This is a genomic window from Anoxybacillus sp., from assembly GCF_036834105.1.
In the GTDB taxonomy this organism is placed as follows: domain Bacteria; phylum Bacillota; class Bacilli; order Bacillales; family Anoxybacillaceae; genus Anoxybacillus.
Genome location: NZ_DAITON010000047.1, coordinates 1 through 4,587, shown reverse-complemented (window position 1 = coordinate 4,587; position 4,587 = coordinate 1). Strand labels below are relative to the sequence as shown.

Annotated in this window: 4 protein-coding genes and 1 pseudogene; all 5 read right to left on the bottom strand. The window is 41.4% G+C overall.

Going from position 1 to position 4,587, the window contains the following annotated elements:
- On the bottom strand, nucleotides 1-344 hold a 344-nt coding region (gene cmr4 / locus V7Z64_RS06535; protein WP_334109803.1), incomplete at its 3' end, for a type III-B CRISPR module RAMP protein Cmr4.
- Nucleotides 345-1,469, bottom strand: coding sequence for a type III-B CRISPR module-associated protein Cmr3 (gene cmr3 / locus V7Z64_RS06530; RefSeq protein ID WP_334109801.1), 1,125 nt, complete (start codon nucleotides 1,467-1,469; stop codon nucleotides 345-347).
- Nucleotides 1,466-3,070 (bottom strand): type III-B CRISPR-associated protein Cas10/Cmr2, encoded by a 1,605-nt coding sequence (gene cas10, locus V7Z64_RS06525; RefSeq protein ID WP_297987830.1) that lies wholly within the window; start codon nucleotides 3,068-3,070, stop codon nucleotides 1,466-1,468. The genes cmr3 and cas10 overlap by 4 nt, the downstream gene beginning before the upstream one ends.
- The gene (cmr1, locus tag V7Z64_RS06520; RefSeq protein ID WP_297987832.1) at nucleotides 3,067-3,951 is read right to left on the bottom strand and encodes a type III-B CRISPR module RAMP protein Cmr1; all 885 of its coding nucleotides are present in this window, start codon (nucleotides 3,949-3,951) and stop codon (nucleotides 3,067-3,069) included. Before cmr1 ends, cas10 begins: the two co-directional genes overlap by 4 nt.
- 11 nt (nucleotides 3,952-3,962) lie before the next feature.
- A pseudogene (locus V7Z64_RS06515) lies at nucleotides 3,963-4,587 on the bottom strand (CRISPR-associated protein); the annotation flags it as partial.

Below are 4,587 nucleotides of genomic sequence, written 5' to 3'. Positions count from 1 at the left end.
ACTTGTGGGCACGTCACCCACGCAAAAACGCCGCGCATCGATTTGACAGGGAAAAGAAGGATGCGCGCATCACTTAACGCGGTAGCACTTGCAACTGTATTATTGTCGTCACCTTTTTCTCCACCGAAAATGAGTTCTAGTTTTTTTTCTTCATCTTTGTTTCCATTTGCAGAAAGCGTCATATGGTAACGAAGCGCTCCTTTCAACGAAGAACTTTCGATTTTTGGGAATCCAGTATGTTTTTCGCGTTGGATCGGTAAATCGACGAGTCCAATTTCACTTCCGCTTCCTGCATGAACAGATGTAACTGCGTGCAATAAAAATGGTTGTACGATTGAATACATTTATAATTCCTCCTTGCTTTCATTTGCGCTTGTCATAATAGCGAAACCAAATCCTTCATGTGCGTTTTCATCTGTGAAATGCATGCCGCTTGCTAGTTCCATAAGATACGGAATATGTTCTTCACGTTCGATTTGCACATAAATGACAGAACCTGCTGGAATCATCGGCATGCGCTCTTTCGGGCGGTGACGAACGATGTCCCAACCACCGTACAGCTCTGGACGTCCAATGGCACCGATGAGCCATTTCACTTTCAGCCCATTCGGTAACGTGACATATTCCCCATCAAATTGACGCGGGCGTGCACCACCTGCAAAAATAGCTGGAGAAAGAAATACGATTTTCGCTTTTTTCGTTTGACGAATACGATTCGCGATGTCTTCTTTTTCCTTTTCATTCCATAATGAGAACGAATCATTTCGTTGCTGAATAACCCATGGACGGTTTTCGCCACCAATGCGTGCAAACGAAACATTTGAAAAGTCAGGGGCGTGCTCCATATATGCCGCAAGCTCCCAACCGTCGTGAAAACGATAATGCGTTGCACGATACAGTTGACCGCCCTCTGTCGTCCGCGCATATGTATTCAGCTGGATGCCCACCTTTTCTTCTGAAATGACAACGGCAGATAAAGATACAACGTCTGTCATGCTACTGCCTTTTAGCAGCGCCTGTTTCCAATGGTTCATACCTACATAATGATGTTTCGTATCTTTTGTTTTTGCTCGTCGTGTCGCAGTCAAACGCCACGGATTTGAAACGGATGATAGCCTGTTATCTTTTGATAATTGAAGAGGGTGTGCCGATATGTTACCGTCTTCTTCGATTAACTGATAATCAAGCGGTAAAGGAAGAAACGGTTCATTTCGAAATAATGTGCAATATTGCAACTGAAAATTTCCGTGACTCTTTGGCGTCCCCATCCATGTACGTACATGGTCATTTGTTCCTTGTTCAAAGTCGTCAAATGACGTATGGGCGTGAATATACGCTGCACGCAATGCACCATAAATAGTGCTCGGACGTGGGGGGAACATCGATTCCATCACCGTATGCTCCCCTGCTTCTGTCACTTGATGAGTTTTGAAAAAAAACGTATCAATTGGTCGTAACGACAATCTCACTTTTTCTCCCCCTCCTTCCGCCGAAAAAACGTCAACATTTTTAACAAATATAAAAAGTCATATCCTGTTTTGACTACGTCGTGCAATTTCATTAAATCTTCGACGTACGGACGAACATCGACATGTTGGGCTCCTTCACGCTTTGAGCGATGTAATAAGCGATGAAGTTCTAGATAAAGCATATCTTTTTGTTTCCATTTCCCACCTTGTTCTAGTAACGGGGAAAATGCTTCTAAAAAGCGATAAATAAACGTCGATGATAACGTCGTATGAAGTAAGTCGACAAACTTTAATAACAATTGCGATGTTCTTTCATGTTCGATTTCCCATGGTAATACCGTTTCTAAAATCTCACCTGCTCCCATATAAACCGAGAGAGCGAACGCATCCTTTTCCTTTCTATAGCTTTTCGCTTGTTTCTCTAACTTTCTCACTCCATCAAGCAACATATGAAGCGGTGCTTTTTTATGTCCAATGATAATGCCAAATGAAGCTGTTGCCCCGTCACCAAGTCCTTTCTCTTGATCGCTGAATGCAAAACGTAGCTCTTCTGCGATGATTAACGCTTTGTCAACAGGGACAAAAGCTAGTACATCATCTCCTCCCGCATAAACGAGCTTACCTTCATGTTTTTCGACAATATGCGGCACATGTTGTTGGGCAAAACGCGCAAGCTTTTCACTCACTTCACTATACGCATGTTGTTTGTCACCGCTAAACAATTTCCCCATGTTGTCCCCATCCATCATCACAATGGCGTAGTAGTTTCCGCGACCAATATCCAATACAGAAGGGAATGGGCGAAAGTTTGCTCCGGCCTGTTTAAACTTTTCTTCAAAATAAGAACGAGCCGCTCGCTTCCCTAAACAAATGCCACATAAAAACTCCGAATTTTTAATTTTTCCCGTTTGTTTTTCTTCGTTTTCCTTGTATTCGTAAGCGCGTCGAGCCCACGTCTTAGCTAATTTTTGTTTAATCCTACCGTACCGATCATTCGGATGAATATCATCAAGACAAAGCGCTTCTCGCTCTTTACAAACCGTACAAACGAAACTTGATTGTGTCACATATTCGAACATTTTTTCGTTTTTTAACGCTCCAAGTCGTTTCTCTCCTCGCTCGCGCGCTTGTTTAAACGATTCATCTCCATACGGTTCAATAATCCAATATACTTCTAAAAATGAGCGAATTTGTCGCTCCGTTAATTGGCACAACTTGTCCTTTTCTTTTGCACTTAAAGAAGAAAACACTTCTTCAATTGCTTGAAAACAAAAGTCCGTAAAAACGTTACGTACACTTTGTTCCACTTCTTTTAACCGCGCGTATACTTCCTGCGAACTCCCATGGACGATCGCAGTAAAACGGTTCGGAATGGATGCGATATGAAAATTTTTTGCGTTCGGCTTATTTAATTCTTCTTTCGACACGTTCGGAAATACGATTTCAGCTTTTTCATCCATTTGATACAACGCTTTCATCGCTTCCCTTGCTAAATAAGAAAGAATGTAACTCCCGCTCCACAAATCTTCTGTTCTTCGCGCAGAAGCAATAAATGACTGGACAGGACCGATTGTAAAAATGACAACATGGCGGTTCGTCATAATTTCACCCCAACTATTTGTAAAAACTTATCCCGTTGACGCTCATAATGTTTACTCGTATATTTTTCATCATTTGCCTTCACTTCTGTAACAACTGGATAGTATAAGTCACCAATTTTTCTTACAGTGCACCATAATGGCGAAGCCCACTTTTTTCTGCCACGCACCCATCCAAGTTCACCGCCACCATTTGCTTCATGCGATGCTTGTCCATATTTAAGCAATATACTTTGCGGAGATTTCATCCCCTCACCAATCCAAACAGCTGATAAAACAGGGTAACGTGTGTTAACATGTTTTTTTCGCTTTACTATACACCCTTGGTTTGAAAATGAAAAATGTTCGCCGACATCTAGTTGTTGAATAATTTGTTGTAAGCTATGGGAAAACTGCGCAACATTTTCCCATTGATGATTTTCCCATTGCATCGCCCCGAATCCGCGCCGCGCCCGCTGTCCCATGCCAGCAAGATGAAGCATATATTGCACATACAAATCATACGTGTGCACGAGCTGTTCATGTCGGTTGCGCGCTTGCATCGTCACCGTCACAGTATATCCGCTCGGAATAGCTGGAACAGCAGTCCCTTGTTTATGTGGAAGAACATTTTCTTTTTTCGCACTCACCATCTCTTTTTCTAGCACAAAAGCAATAGGTGATTTTTGTTTGTTGATCATCGTTCCGCCGAACAGCGTCTCTTCTTTTTTTAGCAACGTTTCATTGTTATTTTCTTCTTGAAGTGTTCGCCACCAATACCGCAACACACCGCGCCACGATGCGATGCGAAATTCCGCCTGTTGCTTCGGGTTCGCCCCATGCATGGCGAGGGGGGTAATCAATTTCATATCATATGACCGTTTACAAATGGCTGAATGACTCATTATTATTCCCCTCACTTAATTGTATTTCCGAGAATAAGATGCGTAACGTCTTGAAATTCATCGTATGCTTCGTACAGTCCGACACCTTTCTCTGCTTCCCGTTCGTATTGCTTATGATCAAACCATAAATAGTTAGCATATAACTGATCCTCAGCTTCATCGTACCGATAAGCAAGACGGAATACTTTTCCTGTGATCGATTTATACAAATGAAACTTTACTTTTTTTTGATCAATTTTTTCAAATTCTTTCTCATGCTGTAAGTCTGGAATGATTCTTTCTGCATACTTTAGCTTTTTTACAAGTTCTTTTATTTGATCTATGGAGAACTGTTTATCTTTTTCTATCATTTTTATCACTTGTTTCGTAGCGAAATACTTCGTTTCAAATAAATGTGTATATTTCTCATGTTCTAGCAAAAATTCGCCAAAAGGTGTTAAATACACGTACTCTTCTTCTTGTTGAAAGATAGATGAATACGTTGAAATGACTTGATGTTCTTGATACGACAGTTCATCCATACGTATCGCATCTATGTGACATCGTCTTAAAAGATCGATATGTTGTTGAACAAAACGATCATCTATATACATCCAAATTGACATTTTAACCTCTGATTCACGCAGCACACCCGAT

What these genes read in the sequence shown, in the direction of transcription:
- cas10 (WP_297987830.1), bottom strand. Translation starts at nt 3,070, where the DNA reads ATGACGAACCGCCATGTTGTCATTTTTACAATCGGTCCTGTCCAGTCA.
- cmr1 (WP_297987832.1), bottom strand. Translation starts at nt 3,951, where the DNA reads ATGAGTCATTCAGCCATTTGTAAACGGTCATATGATATGAAATTGATT.